The 19,469-nt window shown below is 42.7% G+C and carries 17 protein-coding genes; 13 read left to right on the top strand and 4 right to left on the bottom strand.

All coding sequences use genetic code 11. The features are described 5' to 3' along the window. From A3738_RS30395 to A3738_RS01730, 9 genes are all read left to right on the top strand, one after another. Positions 1–1,455 (top strand): hypothetical protein (locus A3738_RS30395; RefSeq protein WP_068763310.1); only part of this gene is annotated, 1,455 nt, incomplete at its 5' end. Positions 1,456–1,545: 90 nt separating this feature from the next. Beyond that, complete coding sequence (locus A3738_RS01695) at positions 1,546–6,996, top strand: DNA repair ATPase (protein ID WP_068503053.1); 5,451 nt, start codon at positions 1,546–1,548, stop codon at positions 6,994–6,996. Positions 6,997–7,005: 9 nt separating this feature from the next. Next, on the top strand, positions 7,006–7,605 hold the full coding sequence (locus A3738_RS01700) for a rhomboid family intramembrane serine protease (protein WP_068475585.1): 600 nt from the start codon (positions 7,006–7,008) through the stop codon (positions 7,603–7,605). Beyond that, positions 7,598–8,437 carry a zinc-dependent peptidase gene (locus A3738_RS01705; RefSeq protein WP_068475587.1) on the top strand — a complete coding sequence of 280 codons (840 nt, stop codon included), beginning with the start codon at positions 7,598–7,600 and terminating at the stop codon, positions 8,435–8,437. Before A3738_RS01700 ends, A3738_RS01705 begins: the two co-directional genes overlap by 8 nt. A gap of 40 nt (positions 8,438–8,477) precedes the next feature. After that, positions 8,478–9,017 (top strand): hypothetical protein, encoded by a 540-nt coding sequence (locus A3738_RS01710; protein ID WP_068475589.1) that lies wholly within the window; start codon positions 8,478–8,480, stop codon positions 9,015–9,017. 22 nt (positions 9,018–9,039) lie between these two features. Further along, positions 9,040–9,279 carry a hypothetical protein gene (locus A3738_RS01715; protein ID WP_068475591.1) on the top strand — a complete coding sequence of 80 codons (240 nt, stop codon included), beginning with the start codon at positions 9,040–9,042 and terminating at the stop codon, positions 9,277–9,279. 17 nt (positions 9,280–9,296) lie between these two features. After that, the gene (locus A3738_RS01720) at positions 9,297–9,593 is read left to right on the top strand and encodes a hypothetical protein (protein ID WP_068474252.1); all 297 of its coding nucleotides are present in this window, start codon (positions 9,297–9,299) and stop codon (positions 9,591–9,593) included. Positions 9,594–9,967: 374 nt separating this feature from the next. After that, a complete protein-coding gene (locus tag A3738_RS01725; protein ID WP_068474249.1) occupies positions 9,968–10,471 on the top strand; it encodes a TIGR00645 family protein in 504 nt (167 codons plus the stop codon). Positions 10,472–10,575: 104 nt separating this feature from the next. Further along, positions 10,576–11,274: a hypothetical protein gene (locus A3738_RS01730; protein WP_068481108.1), complete on the top strand. Its 699-nt coding sequence runs from the start codon at positions 10,576–10,578 to the stop codon at positions 11,272–11,274. Between the two features lie 15 nt (positions 11,275–11,289). Here A3738_RS01730 and A3738_RS01735 read toward each other — a convergent pair whose 3' ends face one another. Next, complete coding sequence (locus A3738_RS01735) at positions 11,290–11,886, bottom strand: TetR/AcrR family transcriptional regulator (RefSeq protein ID WP_068481105.1); 597 nt, start codon at positions 11,884–11,886, stop codon at positions 11,290–11,292. Between the two features lie 124 nt (positions 11,887–12,010). On the opposite strand from A3738_RS01735, the gene A3738_RS01740 reads away from it, so the two are divergent. Together A3738_RS01740 and A3738_RS01745 are read left to right on the top strand one after the other, a co-directional pair. Continuing rightward, positions 12,011–12,646, top strand: a complete 636-nt coding sequence (locus A3738_RS01740; RefSeq protein ID WP_068479454.1) for a hypothetical protein — start codon at positions 12,011–12,013, stop codon at positions 12,644–12,646. Continuing rightward, a complete protein-coding gene (locus A3738_RS01745; protein WP_068479456.1) occupies positions 12,643–14,091 on the top strand; it encodes a 2OG-Fe(II) oxygenase in 1,449 nt (482 codons plus the stop codon). Before A3738_RS01740 ends, A3738_RS01745 begins: the two co-directional genes overlap by 4 nt. 356 nt (positions 14,092–14,447) lie before the next feature. Here the strand turns inward: A3738_RS01745 and A3738_RS01750 are convergent, their stop codons facing one another. From A3738_RS01750 to A3738_RS01760, 3 genes are all read right to left on the bottom strand, one after another. Continuing rightward, positions 14,448–15,368, bottom strand: a complete 921-nt coding sequence (locus A3738_RS01750) for an ADP-ribosylglycohydrolase family protein (protein WP_068479459.1) — start codon at positions 15,366–15,368, stop codon at positions 14,448–14,450. A gap of 65 nt (positions 15,369–15,433) precedes the next feature. Further along, positions 15,434–15,865, bottom strand: coding sequence for a methylglyoxal synthase (locus A3738_RS01755; RefSeq protein ID WP_068503062.1), 432 nt, complete (start codon positions 15,863–15,865; stop codon positions 15,434–15,436). 31 nt (positions 15,866–15,896) lie between these two features. After that, positions 15,897–16,637: an NUDIX domain-containing protein gene (locus A3738_RS01760; protein WP_068481102.1), complete on the bottom strand. Its 741-nt coding sequence runs from the start codon at positions 16,635–16,637 to the stop codon at positions 15,897–15,899. Positions 16,638–16,910: 273 nt separating this feature from the next. Here A3738_RS01760 and A3738_RS01765 point away from each other — a divergent pair, with 273 nt between their 5' ends. Beyond that, positions 16,911–17,954 carry a bifunctional nicotinamide-nucleotide adenylyltransferase/Nudix hydroxylase gene (locus tag A3738_RS01765; RefSeq protein ID WP_068481099.1) on the top strand — a complete coding sequence of 348 codons (1,044 nt, stop codon included), beginning with the start codon at positions 16,911–16,913 and terminating at the stop codon, positions 17,952–17,954. Positions 17,955–18,031: 77 nt separating this feature from the next. Next, the gene (locus A3738_RS01770) at positions 18,032–19,450 is read left to right on the top strand and encodes a nicotinate phosphoribosyltransferase (RefSeq protein ID WP_068481096.1); all 1,419 of its coding nucleotides are present in this window, start codon (positions 18,032–18,034) and stop codon (positions 19,448–19,450) included. Positions 19,451–19,469: the final 19 nt, after the last annotated feature.

Below are 19,469 nucleotides of genomic sequence, written 5' to 3' on the forward strand. Positions count from 1 at the left end.
GTTGAAGTCATCGGTGATGATTTGAACGGCTACGTTCTCGAAGATGTGGCGATTGATTACTTAGAGCAAACGCCTAAAGCGTCCCTTGACCCAAACAACATTCTTGATGCAGAAGGGATTAAAAAGATTACAGCGCTAACTGCAGAGCAGAACGTTCGAACGAATATTCTTGAGCAAGATGAAGCTTTGGCGATAAAAAAGAAAAATGTTGAGACCGTTGAAGCAATGCTTGAGCTAGAGCGTCAGCAAGCGGATGCCGAAGAAAAACAGAAGCGCGAAATTGCAACCATTAGTGCTCGCGAACAAGCAGAGACGAAGAAGGTTCAGGAGGAAGAACGAAAAAAAGCAGAAGCGACGACTATTCAGGTTGAGCAAGACCTTCAGGTCCAGAAAGAGAATCAACAGAGAGAAATTGAGGTTGCAGAACAAAATCGTCAACGTGCTGTAGCGATTGAAGAAGAGAAGGTGACACGAGCGCGTGATCTTGAGATTGTATCTCGTGAACGTGAAGTTGAACTTCAGAAGATTGAGGCTGAGAAAGCTGTTGAAATTGAGAAGAAAGAAATCGCAAATGTTATTCGTGAGCGTGTAGCAGTTGATAAAACTGTTGCGATCGAAGAAGAAAGGATCAAGGAAGTTCGCGAAGTATCTGAAGCGGACCGCGCTAAGCAAACTCAAGTGTTAGCAGCAGAAGCTAAAGCTGAAGAGGACAAGGTTAAACAAGTTAAGGCTGCAGAAGCAGAAGAGTTATCTGCAAAACATAAATCTGTTGAGATTACGACTATTGCTCAAGCTGAGCTTGAGGCTGCAGCTAAAGAAGCCGACGCGAAGAAAAAGCTAGCAGAAGGTACGCAGGCAGAGCGCGCAGCCCCTGGATTGGCGGACGCTAAGGTTCAGGAAGCAAAAGCAGTAGCTCTTGAGAAAGAGGGTGTGGCAGAGGCGACTGTTATACGTGCTAAAGGTGATGCTGAAGCTGATGCATTGTTGGGTACAGGTAAAGCAGAAGCAGACGTTACTGCTGCACAAGGTGATGCTGAAGCGAAAGCTGCGCGGGAACTTGGCTTGGCAGGTGCTGAAGTGACCCGAGAGCAATTCAAGGCTGAAGCAGATGGCTTAGTAGATAAGTTCGAAGCAATGAACACAATGAGCGAAGACGCACGAGAGCATGAAGAATTCCGTATGAGCCTAGAGACAGCTCTGAAAGAAGCGTTGGCGGCAATTGATGCTGGTAAAGACATCGCTCGTGAAAATGCAGAAGTCTTAGCTGTTGCTCTACAGAAAGCGAAGATCGATATCGTGGGTGGAGAAGATCACTTCTTTAACAATTTTGCGAAATCCCTATCAATTGGTAAAGCCGTTGATGGCCTCGCAGATAAGAGTGATACGATCTCATCTTTGGTTAACCGTCTGATCGAAGGAAAGAAACCGACTGTCGTCGAGAATGAAGAAGCCTAATGTTTATTCGCCAGGTTTGAACTAACCGGTTAATAACGAGGGGCTGGGCTCAGGCCTAGCTCCTTTAGATTTCTTTAAAAGGATGATGACATGGTTCAGAACGTCGAGAACGATGAGAGCATTGTAGATAATGCCGTAGCCGAAGGTGGTGCTTACGAGATCATTCGGAAGCGTCTGGTAGATCAAGGTGATCGACTTTATCAGGGGGCTAAGGGCTTAAACGAAGCGCGTTTAGAAGAATTTGGCAGCTCAGATATGAGTGTCACGGCGCGGGTTCGTGTTCGTACCGAGAATAACTGCATTGCTCGGGATATTGTCCAGGTAGGTGGCCAACTCCTGTTTGGTTACAACGTCTTTATTGGCTTAAAAAAAGAGACGAAAATAGAAGATGTTTTTGCTCTGTTCAATACAGTTCAAACAGACTCTGGTATCGAACTAGAAGCCGCTAGCTATGACGGTTCTTTCCTATCTGAAAGTAGCTTTGTAAATGATTTTGATGAGCTATATCGCTACTACAAGCACACAAAACTCGTTCAATTAAGAGTCAAAGACGGCAAGCTACTTGCCGGATTTCAAATTGGCGAACGGCTTGAAGATATTCGTGTATTCCGCTGGAGCGTTTCCCCAGACGGAAAAGAGATCAAGTATATTGATAATCGTGGTGAGCGTGATATCCAATTGCCTTCACCTTATGATTTTGAGTGGATTACTACCTCTCGTGAAGACAGCGTCAATGGTCGGCATCCACACATCAACATTCTAGATACAGTTTTCGTTGAGACCGTCGGTGGCGATCTAACCATTAAGGTTGAGAACAACACTGAAGACGGATTAGGCATTTACCGTGAGCCCGTAGAAGACAAAACTCAATCTCTTGATGATGGGCAAATAGACTACGCTCAGGTTGGCAGCTTAATTCTTCTCAAAATCAGGCCTTATCGCGAAGAGAATTGGCGATACCTGATTTTTAATACGATGACCCAAGACGTATTACGAGTGGATGCGATTGGCGAATCTTGTGTCCAATTGCCCGAAGATCACGGCATAATTTTCCCCGGTGGCTATTACCTTCAAACGGGTGAATTCAAAACTTTTGATGATGAAGTTGAAGGCCTCCAGTTTAAGCGAATGTACCGTTCTCCAAATGGTGAAGATGTGCTTTACGTCTTTTATCAGCCGGAAGAGGGGATGGTAGGCCTATTCGCCTACAACATGATCGAAAAACAACTTCAGAACCCTGTATATGGGCATGGCTATGCGTTGGCCGAAGACGGGCGTTTGGTGATTTTCTCAGCTGAGGCTGAGCCGACCCGCGTGCATCCAATGCAGGTTTGGAAGACTCCTTACGAGAGCGCCGAATTTGCGAGTAAAGCGTCTCCAAGTCAGACGTTTTATGGTCGAATAGGGAATGCAGAGCTCGTTCGTGGCGTGTCTGATCTGTACAGCGTGTGCAGAATGATAGACAACCAATCTGTTTCTTCTCGTCTTTATGAGGAGCTAAGTAAGGCTGCGAAGAAAGTATTTGACGACCACTATTGGATTTCAGAGCCCGAGACAGAGTCTTTAGCGACTATCATCAAAGAAATTTTGGATACATCAGAGCTTGTGATTGATGAATTCGAAAAGGTTGAAAGCATTCGCCAGCAGTCAGCTAAAACAATGGCTGAGGCTGAAGCAGCGCAAGAAGATTTGTTAATCGAAGTAAGACCCGACAATTGGGAAACGGCGGAACAGTATGTAGATGCTTTAGGTAAGTTACGCAGACAGCGTGGACACCTAATTACAATCAAAGATCTGCGATACATCAATGTCGATCGCATCAACGAAATGGACGAAGCGCTTCAGGAAGTCGAAGCAACATTAAGTGATCAGACTGTTGAGTTCCTGTCAGATGAACAAGCGCTTGATCCTTATATTGAGAAGATTGATCAGTTAAATACCGAGGTCGAAAAAGCGAATACAAATGCTTTGTTGGAGCCTCTGGTTGAAACGATTGAAAACACCGCTTCAGGCTTGGATTTACTGTCTGAGTTGATGGGATCTTTGAAGGTTGATGATGCGACGGTTCGTACCCGTATTATTGATGCAATCTCGCATGTTTATTCCAAACTAAATCAAAGCAAAGCTTCCGCAAACTTAAAGCGTAAAAACCTTGGCTCAGAGGAAGCTATTGCCCAATTTGGGGCTCAGTTTAAGTTGTTCTCGCAGAGTATCACCAACGCTTTAGGGTTAGCGACGATACCTGAAAAATGTGATGAACAATTGTCTCGCTTATTGGTTCAGTTAGAGGAGTTGGAAAGCCAGTTTAGCAACTTCGATCAGTTCCTAACTGACATCATGGATAAGCGTGAAGAAATTTACGAATCCTTTGAAAGTCACAAACAGCGGCTTCTCGATGAGCGTCAGCGCAAAGCTCAGACTATCTGTGATGCAGCCGGACGAATTCTATCGAGCATTGAGAAACGCTCCTTGAAGTTTACAGAAACGGATGAATTAAACACGTACTTCGCGTCTGATGCGCTTGTATTGAAGGTAAGAGAGCTTGTTGAAGATCTTCGAGGCTTAGATAGTGCGGTTAAAGCTGATGATATTGAGTCGCGATTTAAGGCGATTAAAGAGCAAGCACTGCGTTCCTTGCGAGATAAGACAGACATTTATGAGGAGGGTGGCAATGTTATTAAGCTTGGTCCTCGTCATAAATTCTCAGTTAATACGCAAGAATTAGATCTAACGATTATTCCTCGTGATGGTGAATTGAATATTCATCTAACGGGCACGGACTATTTTGAATCAATCACCAGTGAAGCTCTTTTAGAGTTGAGAGATTACTGGGAGATGTCTTTGGAGTCTGAGACGCCGCAGGTTTATCGAGCAGAATACTTGGCGTTCCAAGTGCTTGATGCGGCGGAGAAAGAGACTGATAGTTTCAGCCTTGAGAAATTGCATTCGTCAGTACATGCCGAAGGTGAGTTGGAAAAAATAGTTCGTGAGTTTGCTGCCCCTCGTTATAAAGAAGGTTACGAAAAGGGGGTTCATGACCACGATGCAACCCTTATTCTACTAGATATTCTTCCAGCGTTGGCGCAGGCAGATTTATTGAAATTTGATCCTAGTGCACGTGCGCTTGCACAGACGTTCTGGGCACATGCTCAGGCATTGTTAACGAATCTAAAAGCTCATCCACAGAAGGACAAAGTGAATGCTAGAGCAGATACTTATGAAACTTCCTTTAAAGAAGCATTGCTGACCTGGCCCGAGCGAGCTCGGTCTGCAGTCCATATGCGGTCTGTATTTTCTAGCAGTAAAGCTTTGGTGCTTCTATCAGAAGAGGTTCGATCTTATATCGGTTTGTTTGTTCAAAGACATCCAATCGATACCGATTCATTGATGATTGAACATGCTGCATCCTATTTGGTAGAAGAGCTCGCTCGCGATCAAGTAGAGTTTGTTGGCAGTCAATACGCAATTGATTTAGTGGATGAGCTAAAGCGTACTTTGGATGATAAAACTTGGGATCAATACGCGATATCGCTCGATAAGCTAGATGGCTTGCCAAGCGAGCAGTGGAAACTAACGGAAGCATGGTTACATGCTCTATTAGAAGACAAAACAGGCGCCGATGAGGCCTCTAGAGGTTCTTCAAATAGAAATTCTGATAACGCATCCGTAACTAATCGACTTCAACGTTATATTCCCGAAGCAATCGTGCTGCTAAATGTTGGCGATAAAGTAAATCGCAGAACAAGCAGTGTGGATCTAGAGCTTAAAATTGAAGGCTTATTGGGAGATCATCGTTTAATTTCCAATCAGACTATCCAGTTTGGCTTAGATGCTTTTCTACAGAGACTGTCTCACCATCTCAATGTGGTTGTACCAAGCTATCATCACTACTTAAAGGTTCGCCAGCAAGTCATCTCAGAAGAGCGCGATGCATTGCGTCTTGAAGAGTTTAAAGCGCGTCCGCTGAGTTCGTTTGTTCGAAACCGTTTAATTAACGAATCCTATTTGCCTTTGATCGGGGATAACCTCGCTAAGCAAATGGGAACGGTGGGCGAAAACAAACGTACTGATCTCATGGGGCTTCTCATGATGATCTCGCCTCCCGGTTACGGTAAAACAACCTTGATGGAATATGTGGCGAATCGATTGGGTCTGATCTTTATGAAGATCAACTGTCCTTCACTGGGGCATGACGTTATGTCATTGGATCCTCAGCAAGCGCCTAACGCCACCGCTAGGCAAGAGTTGGAAAAGCTTAACTTGGCCTTGGAAATGGGTAATAACGTGATGCTGTATCTGGATGATATTCAGCATACCCATCCTGAGTTCTTGCAGAAGTTCATTTCACTCTGTGATGGAACGCGTCGTATCGAAGGCGTTTGGAAAGGCAGAACAAAAACCTATGACATGCGTGGCCGCAAGTTCTGTGTAGTGATGGCCGGTAACCCTTATACCGAATCAGGGGAAGCGTTCAAAGTACCGGACATGCTTGCTAACCGTGCTGATATCTACAACTTGGGTGATATTTTGGGTGGTATGGACGAGCAGTTTGCGCTGAGTTATATCGAGAACTCAATGACCTCCAATAATGTGCTCGCACCTCTTGCGGTGAGAGAAATGGATGACATCTACAAGTTGATCGATATGGCAAAAGGCAAGGATGTCGCCGCCACAGATTTGAGTCATCAATACAGTGGTGCTGAGATTAATGAGATCACAGAGATCTTGAAGAAGATGTTCGTAATTCAAGATGTAGTACTCAAAATTAACAAACAATACATCGCCTCTGCAGCACAAAACGATAAGTATCGAACGGAGCCTAGTTTTAAGCTTCAAGGTAGTTATCGGAATATGAACAAGATGGCTGAGAAACTCTCTGCGGTGATGAATGAAGATGAGCTGATGCAAATGATTCAGGATCACTACCTTGGTGAGGCGCAGTTATTAACCTCAGGGGCTGAAGATAATTTGCTTAAGCTTGCAGAGCTTCGAGGCAACATGACCGAAGAGCAGTCGTCGCGCTGGGAAGAAATCAAGCGCGACTTCTTGCGAAACAAAGCGATGGGAGGTGACGACGGTGATGTTGGCGGTAAAGTTGTTGCCCAGTTGGTAGACCTTGTCTCTGGGATCAAGGACCTTAAGAATGTGGCTGAAACGGCAACCGAAAGGGAATTGGCTGAGCTTGCCTTGCAGCGAGAGATAGAGTCTCAAGCGATGCAGGTCGAACCAGTAGATAACGTATCTTCTGATCAGTTCTCTGAGGAGATGAATAAGCTAATTTCGGCACTTGAGGGCAATCAGCCTAATGTTGAAGTGGTTAACCAGCCGGTTCCAGGGATTGATCGTATCTTATCGGCTTTGGCCGATACGATCGAACACAGTTTGACGCCGGTTGTTAAGAGCATGGATAAGAAATTAGATATTGATCTTCGAACGCATTATAAGCTCCGAGATGTGTCTAAGCAGTTGAGGAATCTAGAAAGAGCCTCCGGGATTAATCCTACTGTAATCGACTCAGATTCGACAGATTTAGAAGGCTAGTCCGGTCATATGCTGCGAAGCCTTTGGACAGGGGGCAAGATCATAGTTGGTCTGGTGCTGATTATGATCCTTGTTCATGTGATCAATGTAGTGCTTGATGGTCAGCTGAATCAGTATGGAATTATTCCTCGATCTGTGGCGCATTGGTTCCATATTTTTACCTCACCATTTATTCATGGCGATTTGGGTCATCTCATCAATAACCTGTTTGGCCTAGCTATATTCAGTGCTCTATGCCTATTTAGGTCAACTTCCCTTTATGTTGCATGTAGCATTTTTGTCATTGTGCTAACCGGGGTATTGATTTGGTGTTTTGCAAGAGGGGTTATACATATTGGTGCTAGTGGCTGGATATTCGGGCTATGGAGTTTCTCGATTGCCATTGCTTGGTTTGATAGAAGGCTTATAAATATTCTTTGTGGATTTGTCGTTGTGTTTCTCTACGGCGGAATGATTTATGGTTTGTTGCCAAATGACCCGAAAATTTCGTTTGAGGCGCATCTATTTGGCGCGATATCAGGCGCGCTGTTCGCATTTCTTCATTCGCTTTTTTTGAAACGGAGCAACAGAAATGAACAGGAGAAAAATAGAGGGTTATCAGATGGTTAATTGGCTGTTGGAAAAGCTCAAGACTCTCACAAGTCAGAATGTTCAAGTGGATGCTATTCAATGGCAACCAGAATGGTCAGCTTACTTGAATGACAAAGTAGTGTTTTACCGAACGCTATGTATTGAAGACAAAGGCTTATTTGAAGAGCGCGTCAGGCTGTTTCTCGAAACGACGACTTTCGAGGCGGGTCAGTTTGAAGTCACGGATGAAGATCGGCTGCTAGTGGCGGCAAGTGCGGTAATTCCAGTATGGGGCTTTCCAGATTGGCATTACTTTAATGTCCAAAAAGTTTTCTTATTGCCGGCGTCTTTCAATGAAAAATTTGAATGCGGTCAGCCAGACTCACTTATTACAGGAATGGTGGGTACGGGACCAATGGCGGGAAAACTTGCCCTGAGTAAGCCAGCATTGCATTTGGGTTTCGAAAATACAAAAGATAAACAGAATGTGGGTATTCACGAATTTGTTCATCTGGTTGATATGGCCGATGGGGACTGCGATGGCTTCCCTGAACGGCTCAAGAAATTTGCCTTTTCAATACCGTGGTTTGAGTTAGTGGAACAAAAAATATCAGGGATCGAAAACAATGAGAGCAATATAAGAGATTACGGCGCGACAAATAAAGCTGAATTCTTAGCGGTTGCTTCAGAATACTTTTTTGAAAGACCGAAGATGATGAAGGATAAACATCCTAAGTTATTTGCGGCGTTGTCGAATTTCTATCAGCAGGATGTAATGCGTATTGCTGACGATATTAAACCAAAGAAAAAGTCACCTTGCCCATGTGGTAGTGGGAAGCGCTATAAACATTGCTGTATGCCCGAGAATTAGTCTTAGCTAAGCAGCGAGCAAAAAAATAAAGGGAATAAATATGAAATGCCCACAATGCAAAGGATACGAACTTGAACCCAGAGAGCTTGAACCGGGTTTGATTGTAGGCGCCTGTACAAAATGTGATGGCGCTTTAATTTCACTAATGAACTATCGATTTTGGGCTGATCAGCAGTCACAAACTTGCGAAGTCGTAAGCACTGTTGAGGTTGCAGAGGCTGAGGACAACAACGTAGCTCAAGTATGCCCGAAGTGTTCGAAATTTATGACCAAATTCCAGATAGGAACAGAATCCGTAAATCGACTTGATATGTGCAACGGGTGTGATGAAGCGTGGCTGGATAAAGGTGAATGGCAGCTTCTCAAGACGCTAGATATGGCAGACAAACTACCTAAGATATTTACCGATGCTTGGCAGAGAAACATCCGCATTGAAAGACAAGAAAAGCTACATAAAAAGCGTTACGCGAATCTCCTGGGAGCGAATGATTTCGCTCAACTGGATACCTTTAAGCAATGGCTAGATCAGCATCCTGAGAGAGAACAAATTAAGCAATATCTAATCACAAACTTGGATTAAAACTCACTGAAGGAGAAAGAGCATGAGTGAAAACAGAGATTATTTAGAAATGACTTTCCACTCGATTAACTGCTTTGCAGATGACGGAAAATTAGATGTGAATGAGATCAACCAAATTCTAGCAATTGCTTTGAAGGATGGGGTGGTTGATGACAACGAGAAACGTGTCCTTTCAAACATCATTGGCCGTTTGAACGAAGCAGAATTAGATGTTGAGATGCTGTCGAAAGTCGAAGAGATTAAGACTGAGTATCTTAGTTAATCGTATTGGGGCTAAACATGATCGAGTTGAGAGAGTGGTCTGCTGGTATAGTATTCCTTGCTGCAATCGCTGGTGTTTATACGCTATTTTGGGATGGCTTCGATGGTGTTGTGTTAGCAGCCACTTTGGTTTCGTTCATTGCCGCTTATGTAATTTGGCCTAGTAAGAGAAAAGGCCAGAGGCAAGACGGCGGGCGAGTAGTCGACATGATTGAAGTTTTAATTGAGTTTCCTATAGAGTTGTTCGTTTGGATTATGCGCTTTTTAGGGAGGCTTGCAGGAGGAAAAGGTGATGGCGTTGATTTGGATTTTTAGGTGCTGGTGGTGCGCCTGAATCGTTAAGGATAGACAAACTATTGTTTTAGCCTTTTTTATCATCAACCTGAAAAGAACTAACCAAACTATAAAAAATATCATCCGCTTTGGAAGGCTTTTAGAGGTATTTAAAACTCTTTGATCAGCCTATTTTTTATCAATGAAAGTCCCCGAAAAAGTTGCTCTGTGCATTAATTGAAATAGTTGAGATTGTGCTTCTCGTTAAGTCTAGGGCCTCAATGTCTAGCTACCTTAAGGCCTACTAAGTCAGGTGACTTCAGGATTATTACAGACTTAATTTTATCCAATCGATCACTAGTATTAGTTTTACATCATGATAAGTGGATATCACAAAAAAATTTAAGAGAATCAATATGAACCAATTTGAAACGCGCTTTGAAAAAGCTTTGTTTGCTAGTCGCTGGTTGTTAACCCCTTTTTACGTTGGCTTGGTAGTCGCAGTTTTTCTTCTGATATTTAAATTCTTTGCTGAATTACTGCATCTTTTTTCTCACTCTTTAACTCTGAGTGAAGGTGAAATGATCATTGGTATATTAACTTTGATCGATGTAGCATTAATTGCCAACTTGCTATTTATTATAATCTTTAGTGGCTATGAAAGTTTTGTTTCCAAAATAGAAGTACAACATGATGCGGATAAGCCTGGATGGATGGGGAAGGTAGGCTTTTCGGCGTTGAAACTGAAACTGATCAGTTCTATTGTTGCGATTTCTTCCATAGAGTTGCTTAAAGCCTTTATTAATATAGGAGCTTACACAGAGCAGCAACTAATGTGGAAAGTTCTCATCCTACTTACCTTTGTCTTCTCCGGGCTTCTCTTAGCCCTGATGGACAAATTTTCTAGTGGAAGTCATTAGGCGCGGGTAGTTTTATTCCTCGTCAAATACTCGTTGCCATTATGCAGCTATGCGTTGTCTACAGATCTTAGGTCTTACCAGTAAACAATTAACAAGGACTAGTCGTGAAAAAAGTATTGCTGTCACTCCAAGTATTCTTTGGCCTGTTTTTTCTTTTATCTTTCGTCGTTAGCCTTTTTGTTGTCGAAGAAATCCAAGAGCGCTCTAGGGATCTTGTTACTGATAAAGTTATCGCAGGTACATTACCAAAAGTGGGATTTGCGGAAGAAGTGCTAAATTCAAAAGCCGCGAAGAATTACTTGGAAGAATACCAGATCGAAGTTATCGAGAAAGAAATCTCAGAGTTTAAACGAGATCCACACTTGTATGTTGGTTCGATAACTCAACAAGATGCTAACGTTAGCGCTTTGCCATTAGAGTTTAAGACAAATAATCCTCTCAAGGCGGCATTGTTCGAGAAGGTCTTCTCTTGGAAGCAAAGTTTAAAAAGTTATTTAGACGGTACTTTTTCGAAACTTATCACTGATATAAGAATATTTCTGGTTACTAATGTAGTCGCATTATTTATCGCGGCCTTCGGGTGTACCCGATCTGAGAAATTGGGTGGGAGACCTATGGTGATTTCTTCAGTAATCACGATAGCGACAGCTTTATCAACTTATGGCTATGTAAATGATAACTGGCTGTTCAATATCCTACTCAATAGTTTCGCTGGGTACGGCTATTCTGTAGGAATCGTATCACTATCTGCTTGGTTATATTTTGAATATGGCGATAAGTTTGGAAAGGGCGAAAGATCTTAAAAAGATTATGTTATTCTATAGCCCAACTCTATTCTTAATTAGCTCCAAGATAGATTCAGCTGCGTAGTTCTTTGGCATCACATCATGGGCTGTCGCAGAAAGCTGGAATGCCCCTTCCATTGCTGCCATCACGGTAGCGCTTAAATGAATAACCTCTTTATTCTTTGAGGATTTACCGTCCCATACATCTGCTAATAATTGTCTAAGTAAGGTTAATTGCTGTCCAATCAGGTCTTGGTAGATTTCCTTAATCTCAGGCTGTTTTAGTGATTCTCCCGCGATAACGACCCAAGCGGAAACTACTTCTGGCATTTGTGTGTCACCAGTTGCCAAACGGGCGTTAATGAAAGCTTCGAGCTTGTGCCAGGGATCCTTATCCATTGAATTTAGCTTCTCTAGTCTATCGCTTGCTGAAGTAGCGATCCAATTAATCAAAGCAAGCAAAATATCTTGCTTTGTTTTGAAGTGATAGTGAATCAAACCAGGTGCCAAGCCTGCCTCTTTTGCAATAACTTGGATTGAGGCTTTTTCGTACCCATGTACTGCCATTACGCGCAGTAAAGCGTCGACTATTTCTTGTTTTCTTTGTTGCGTATTTGACGGACGACCCATTGTGAGATTCTTTGATCAAAATATTTATTTGGTCATTTAACCAAATTACTTTGATTTTGGCGAATTGTTTATGTAATGTATTTTTTAAATTGGTTAATCAACCAAATTAATTGAAGAGGGAATTATGATTGATGAGCTTAGGATTCAGTGGATATTTAATCTGGAGGAGATGGGTTCTCATCCGAATAAGATGGGCGAATGGTTTGACTATCTCGTCCAAGAATATACGTCAGAGCCTAGGAAATATCACGGCCTAGGGCATATTCATCATATGTTAGAGCTTGCTGAAAAAATCAAAAGTAAGGTAGAAGATTGGGACTCTTTCTACTTCGCAATTTGGTTTCACGATGTTATTCAAGACAAGCTCTTAGCTACTGAAATGTTAAGTGCAGAGAAGTGTTGTATGGCTATGTTGGAGTTAGGATTAGACAAGTCAGCAGCGGATCGAGCTGCTCGCCTAATTCTCGCGACGAAATCTCATGATCAAGACTATTCGGGTGACGTGAAGCTTTTCGTAGATCTGGATTTGTCGATATTAGGCGCTCCAAGAAAAGAATACAGTGCTTACGCTAACCAATGCAGACAAGAATTCAATATACCCAACTGGCTATATCGAAAAGGAAGGATTGAGCTGCTAAGAAAATTTTTGAATAAAAAAAGAATCTACAAATCTGACTGTTTCTGGGAAGAGCTGGAAGCCAACGCTAGGTCAAATATCTCATACGAAATGGAAATATTAAGAAACGGGGGGTTGTTATGAATGTTTGTTCCGAATTTAACTCAGGGATCATTGATCTACTTCCAGAAAGATCAGAAACCTGTTTTGTCATAAAAGGATTGTTCTCGAAATCTGAATGCGCAGAATTGCTCGATAAAGCGTTAGAAGAAGGATTTGTTTCAGCAAACGATAAGTACCCAAAGAGCTATAGAAATAACGAACGTGTACAGATTGATGATCCAAGTTTAGCAAGCGATCTATTTGAAAAGGTTCGGACAAAAATACCAAGTGAACTAAAGATTGATCAAACGAATTATAGATTGTGCCGCCTTAACGAAAGGCTAAGATTCTGTAAGTACTCTGGAGGACAAAGCTTTTCCATTCATCAAGACGGTGTTTTCTATCCAAAGGCTGGAGAAGAGTCAGTATTAACGTTCTTGCTGTATCTAAATGATTGCGATGAATACGTTGGAGGGGAGACTGCTTTTTTTGAAGACGGCTCCGGTAAGAAAATGCTAACAAGTTATTGGGGAAGTGCTGGAGATATTCTCGTTTTTGATCACAGAATCTGGCACAGCGGGAAGCCGGTTTTTCAAAACAGTAAATATATTCTGAGAAGTGACTTTGTCTACCAGGTAAGTAATCGTAAGAGATTAAATCAAACGCATCATGATGGATATATATGGAGTTTGGCGAAGCTTCCAGGCGGAAAGCTTGCTTCTGCTTCTAGAGACAGATCTATAAAAATATGGAATGACTCGTTGTCGCTTGACCAGGTTTTAGTGAGTCATGAAAATTCTATTTTTGATATGGTCGTTAATAATAATGATCTACTTACCGTTTCTCGAGATGGGTATCTAAACCTTTGGATAGAGGAAAATTCTGGTTACGAGCTCCAAGCAAGGAAAGATACCTTCCATGGATCGGCATTGAGTGTTGAGATTATTGGTAATGACATTCTAACTAGTGGCGCGGACGGTATTGTAAGGCGATGGGATGCCAAAGCTGAAATACAGGAAACTTATAAAATTGCGGATGGTTGGGTTTGGGATATTGAATGCATAAGCAATAAGGAGTTTATTGTTTGCACATCCGTGGGGGAGGTCCAGAAGTGGGGGATGATTTCTTCTAGCGCATGCATCAAGAAAATAAGTTTATCAGAATCGATTCGTTGCTTAGCTTCTAACGACAAGTTTTTGTTTGCTGGGTCGGAGGAAGGAAATATTCATCAACTTTGTAAAAATACTCTAAAACTCGTGAGAACCTGGAATATTCACATGGGGATCGTAAGAGACATTGTGCTTGATGAGTATGGTTTATATTCCTGTGGAGAAGATGGGAGAGTTGTTCATATAGTTGGCTTTCTGGATAAATGGAATGAACTGTTTAGGCATGAAAATTTTGCAACTTCGCTGTGCTGGCTAGAAGATAATCTTCTTGCTTCTGCTTCCTATGCTGGTCGAATAGAAATACATCAATTGGGTTAGCGTACACTTCAGTTAGGCTTTCGATTAGCAATATTATCCGCATTAATTGATTCCCCCTCCTCGACAGCAGCCCCTCAACGTAGAGCGCTTTGAATGTCAAACAAAGCGCAGGGGAATTCAGTTTCTGATTGTCGTTGGAGCGGCAAGTAAATGCTTAGTTGTTGTTCTGGACGAACGTCAATTTTGATCGAGAGAGTCGATCAAAACAGAGCCATGAAATCTTTGTTTGGACAAAGCTTTCATTAGCGAATTGTGGAATTCGCTCTCTGCCGACTCCGCTCGTAGGCGAGCTGCGCATAAACCCATTGGCTGAACGCCATATGGATTTATTTACCAGTATCGGGGGCGTCTGACATTTAGGAAGGTTGATTCAGTTTGTCTCTTAGTTCTAGAAGTTGGTTTGCTGTGGCCTTAATTTCGTCATGCATATGCAACTTATCTAGCCAAGATTTCTTAATGTTACTCGCTCCGTAATATGCTCCAGAAATCTGTCCACAAATTGCGGCAGTGGTATCGGCATCATCGCCCAAATTTGCAGATTTTAGTATTGCGGACTCATAAGAATCTGTTGTGAAAAATGACCACAGAGCCGCTTCTAGAGAATGAACGACATAGCCACTTCCTGATATTTCTTGTTCTGATTTGTTCAGGAATCTTCCATCTGAGATTAAGTTAATCTTTTGTGTATAAGGTTTATATGAAGAGCTATTCAATAAATCGCCTTTATCAACTCCATCTAGCGTAAGACATAGCAGATCTGCAAAGTATTTGCACGCATCGATGCACTCTGCTGTTCCATGAGTCGTCCTTGAACTTTCTCCAGCATACTTAATCACATTATCGATATTCCCATAGTAAGTCATTGGAACAGGTGCTAGACGCATTAGGGAACCATTGCCTGCGCAATCAGGTTCTATTGAACCAGCGAAGGGCTTTTTATTCTCCAAGTATTTATTGAGTGCCTCAACAACAGTGGAACCGATATCGAAACATTCGCCAGTACTGCTCAGATAACCCCACTGCCACCAATTACAATAGCGATTCATTTGGTCAATAGGGTCAAATCCATTCCGTTGAATAAGAGATTCCGCAAGGCAAAGTGCCATAGAGGTGTCATCTGTCCATTGGCCCGCTCTAAGACCAAAGGGTCCTCCGCCGATCATGTCATCAATAGGCGTAAAGCTTCCCTTTGGCATAAATTCGAGTGTTGTTCCAATTGCATCACCAACGGCGAGTCCAAGAAGGCACCCTTCATAACGGTCTAGTAGGCTTAACATAAATATCTAAATTCCGTATTCCTTTGAAGCAGTCATCTTTTATGCGGCACTAAAGTTATTACCTGTTAGAGCTTTCGGTTTTGGTAATCTGAAAAGTCAGGTTTATCTCTTTCGAAATTTGTCATTAATGGTGATGCAACCAGAAAATCAGCGGTACTCTCATTACATGCAATCGGGATATTCCAGAGAGATGCGATACGTAAAAGCGCCTTGATATCAGGGTCATGAGGCATTGGTTCAAGTGGATCCCAGAAGAAGATAAGCATATCTATTTTTCCTTCAGAGATTTTTGCACCAATTTGTTGGTCGCCGCCTAGAGGACCGCTATGTAGCCTTGTAACTTCCGCCCCTAACTTCTCTTCGAAGAGCTTGCCAGTTGTTCCTGTAGCCACAAAGTGGCAACCCTTCAAACTAGTTATATGTCGTTCTGCCCACTCGATTAGTTCAGATTTTTTGTTGTCGTGTGCTACGACGGCGATAGTTTTGATTCCTGCCATAATTTTTCTCCCTTGTTTCTCAACGAATTGCTTATACCCGCTGGCCTTCAATATTTCGGTTAAAATAATGGTTCTTTGATCCTTCTTTAACTCGATAGAGTTTAGCGGGACGATTGCTACCGGTTCTCATTTCCCCGGTTTCTTCCAAAATATCAGCATCGAGTATTCGACGTCTGAATGATTTCTTTTCCACATCCTTTTCCAGAATTAGCTCAAAAGTACTTTGCAAATCGGTTAGCGTAAAAGCGTCCGGCAATAAGTTAACGGGCAAGGCGGTATATTGGACTTTACCCTGCAGTCGTTCATAGCACCGATCCAAAATCTCTTGATGATCAAACGCCAGCTCGAACGCTTTGTTTACCTTATTGACCGGAACCCATGTAACTTCTTCAGAGCTTTCATTTGCTTCGAGCGTAACTTCTTCTGAACTGATTAGAGCAAAATAGGCCACAGTAACCGACCATCCGCGAGGATCCCTTTTTGCTCCACCAAAGCTAGCGACTTGTTCTAAGTACGGCGTATCAACGCCTGTTTTCTCTACTAGTTTTCGCCTTGCAGTGTCATCCAATGTTTTGTCTTTATTTACGTCGATAAATCCGCCTGGGAGAGCCCATTGCCCAAGCGAAGGATATTGAGCTCTTTTGACCAAAAGCACGTGTAACGATTCGTCTTTAATAGTGAAAATCGCCATATCCACTGATGTGAGTGGTATGTCAAAGTCATGAATGTTGTAGTTCTTCAGGAACTCTTTTTCGGATATTTGTTTTGTCATTTCTAACTCATCTCCAGTTGTCTACTGGCTTTCATTTATTCCGTGATAAAGAACAACATACACATAAGTGTTAATAAGCCACTAAGATAGTGGCGCAAAAACACTATGTCAAACTGAGAGTTTTTAAATTAAGTCAAAATAGGGTGTTGACATATAAGTGGCAGTAAGCCACTATGTATTCAGGCTAACAAATCAGGTGGGATTCACCAGTTAGCATTAGCACGAAATTGGATAGACCAATTTCCTGTCACCAACAGCAAGGGGTTTGCTGATATGAGTAACAAAGAATTCGACTTTTTAGTTTTTATTGGGCGTTTCCAGCCTTTCCATAATGGACATTTACAAGTGGTCCGAGAAGGTTTGGAAAAGGCGAGACAGCTAATCATTTTAGCGGGCTCAGCACACCAACCTAGATCAACACGTAACCCTTGGACGATAGCAGAACGCGAAGCCATGATTCGCGGTTCAGTGTCTCAAGAAGAGAGCGATCGAATGCACGTCGCTCCATTGATGGATATTGTTTACAACGATGAATCTTGGGTTCGAAACGTACAAGCAACTGTAAATGGTTATGTAACGGCACACCACGGTGTACCGCACAAGCAACCAAAAGTTGGGTTGATCGGGCACAGTAAAGACCAGAGTTCATACTACTTAAATTTGTTCCCGCAATGGGGGGCAGTTGAAGTAGAGAACTACCAAGGAATTAGCGCAACACCGGTTAGAGAATTGGTTTTTGGTTCGAAAGATAGCCAAGGTAATTTAAAACAATTCTTGCCAGTGAACGTGCAAGAAGAATTGAAGAAGTTCTACGCGACACCTGAATTCAGTGAAGTAAAAAGTGAACAGGAGTTTGTCGCTAAGTATCAGCAAGCATGGAGTGCTGCACCGTATCCACCGACCTTCGTAACAGTTGATGCAGTGGTGATACAAAGCGGACATGTCTTGATGGTGGAACGGAAAGCAAGGCCAGGGAAAGGGCTACTAGCATTACCTGGAGGCTTCGTGGATCACGGAGAGAAATTGGTAGATGCTTGCTTAAGGGAGCTAAGAGAAGAAACGCGTTTGAAAGTGCCTGCACCGGTACTTAAAGGCTCAATCAAATCCCAAGAAGTATTTGATGACCCTTACCGCTCGGCACGAGGAAGAACGATTACACATGCTTTCTACTTTGAATTAGCTCCGAACAAGGAGTTACCCAAAGTAAAAGGCGGGGACGATGCAAAACACGCGAAGTGGATGCCACTGGCGGAATTGGATCCAACCCAGATTTTTGAAGATCACTATTTCATCATCCAGGAAATGATTGGAATGTAAAAACTAAGCATACCCCAGGGCCGGGATAGACCCAGCCCTGTTTTTAAAAGAGAAAAACTGATTGGAGGATTTCCATCATGACTAATAGAAATATCATCTTAAATGTAGACTCTTATAAAGCGTCTCACTACTTACAGTACCCACCCAATACGACAGAGGTGTCTAGTTACATCGAAGCGAGGGGCGGGCAATTCAAACAGGCAGTCTTCTTTGGTTTGCAAATGTTCATCAAAGAATATTTAGCTAACCCCATTACAAATGAAGATATCGATGAAGCGAAAGTCATCATCGAAGCACACGGCTTACCGTTCAATGAAGCAGGCTGGCGCTATATCGTCAATAAATACGATGGTTATCTTCCTGTTGAAATTGAAGCGTTGCCAGAAGGTTATGTGGCGCCAGTTAAAAACGCCATGGTTCAAGTAATCAATACCGATCCAAACTGCGCATGGTTAACCAGCTATGTTGAAACGGCATTGTTGCGAGCTGTCTGGTATCCAACAACGGTGGCAACTGTTTCTTGGAATTGCAGACAAGTAATTAAGCGCTTTATGGAAGAAACTGCCGATAGTGTCGAAGGGTTGGATTTTAAATTACACGATTTTGGCGCTCGCGGAGCAACGACTGAAGAAGCCGCAGCTATAGGTGGTGCGGCAAACTTAGTCAACTTCATGGGTACGGATACTATCAGTGGTATTTTGGCAGCAAGAAAATATTACGGGGCTGAAATTGCAGGCTTCTCGATTCCAGCCGCAGAACACAGCACGATTACGAGCTGGGGTAAGGATAACGAAAAAGAGGCTTACGCCAATATGCTTGATCAGTTCAGTGGCCCAGACAAGTTAGTGGCCGTTGTTAGTGATTCCTATGATTTGTGGAATGCTATCGATAACATCTGGGGTGAAGAGTTGAAGGATAAAGTGCAACGCACTGGTGGCACTTTGATTGTAAGGCCAGACAGTGGTGATCCAATCAATATCGTCACAGAAACGATTGAAAGGTTAATGAATAACTTTGGTTACGAAGTGAATGATAAAGGGTATCGCGTTTTACCTTCATACATTCGAGTGATTCAAGGTGATGGTGTTTCATTGCAAACCATCGAAGCGATTTTGGATGCAATGAAACTTAGAAAGCAAAGTGCTGAAAACATCGCCTTTGGAATGGGTGGTGAGTTATTGCAAAAAGTAAATCGTGACACGATGAAATTTGCAATGAAAGCTTCAGCGGCAAAAGTAGATGGTCTATGGAGAGATGTGTTCAAGGATCCAATTACCGATTCAGGAAAGCGATCGAAGAAAGGGCGATTAGCCGTGATCAAAGATGACAAGGGGCAAGTGCAAACCATCCGAGCCCAGGAGTTGGGTGATAAGGAAAACTTGCTTCAGCCTGTCTATCGAAATGGAAAGTTGCTTAAGGACTATAGCTTTGAAGAAGTACGTGCTAATGCAGCTGAAGAAAATCAAGTTAAGGAGACTATTTCAAGCGCGGCTTAACAGCCTCATCGATAACCAA

Source organism: Oleiphilus sp. HI0066 (genome assembly GCF_001635725.1).